Origin of the sequence: Clostridium sp. AM34-9AC, assembly GCF_003480225.1 — a bacterium.
Classification (GTDB): Bacteria; Bacillota; Clostridia; order Lachnospirales; family Lachnospiraceae; genus Acetatifactor; species Acetatifactor acetigignens.
On sequence record NZ_QUIU01000067.1, the window covers coordinates 1 to 486 of the forward strand.

1 protein-coding gene is annotated in these 486 nt (G+C 44.0%); it reads right to left on the reverse strand.

All coding sequences use genetic code 11. The features are described from left to right. A partial coding sequence (locus tag DW835_RS18550; protein ID WP_347559408.1) for a hypothetical protein occupies positions 1-486 on the reverse strand: 486 nt, incomplete at both ends.

Here is a 486-nt window from a genome sequence, read left to right on the forward strand (position 1 = left end):
GTTATGTCCTATAATATTTATCAATGCATCCTTTATCCGCTCTATCTTGGCGTTGTCCTTTGTTTTGTTGATCAGATCAGCAGCTTTTCCCGGCAGCCCGCCAATCTTTCCGTCTGGTGTCAGGTAAAGGTTCTCCAGAGAAATATCTTCTCCCGTAACCCCTTTTAAGTAACGCCTGACTTCCTGCACATCCGTGGCATACTGATAGGTATTGGACGACAGATTTCCCACACTGTCAGCAATTCCTGTGTAATACTGATACATCCGGTCACTGTACTTTTCCTCTACCAGTTTCTGAACCTGCTCCCGGACTTCCTTATCTTCGATACCGCTCACTGTTACATTCCCATTGCTTTCAATCTTTATCTGCATTCCCTCCAACTCATCACGGGAGATACCTTTGCTTTCCAGATCCTTTACAAAATCCTCGGAAAAATCATTTTTCAGTTCCGCCTTCTGCTGTGCTTTCTCAAAATCTTTCAGGTT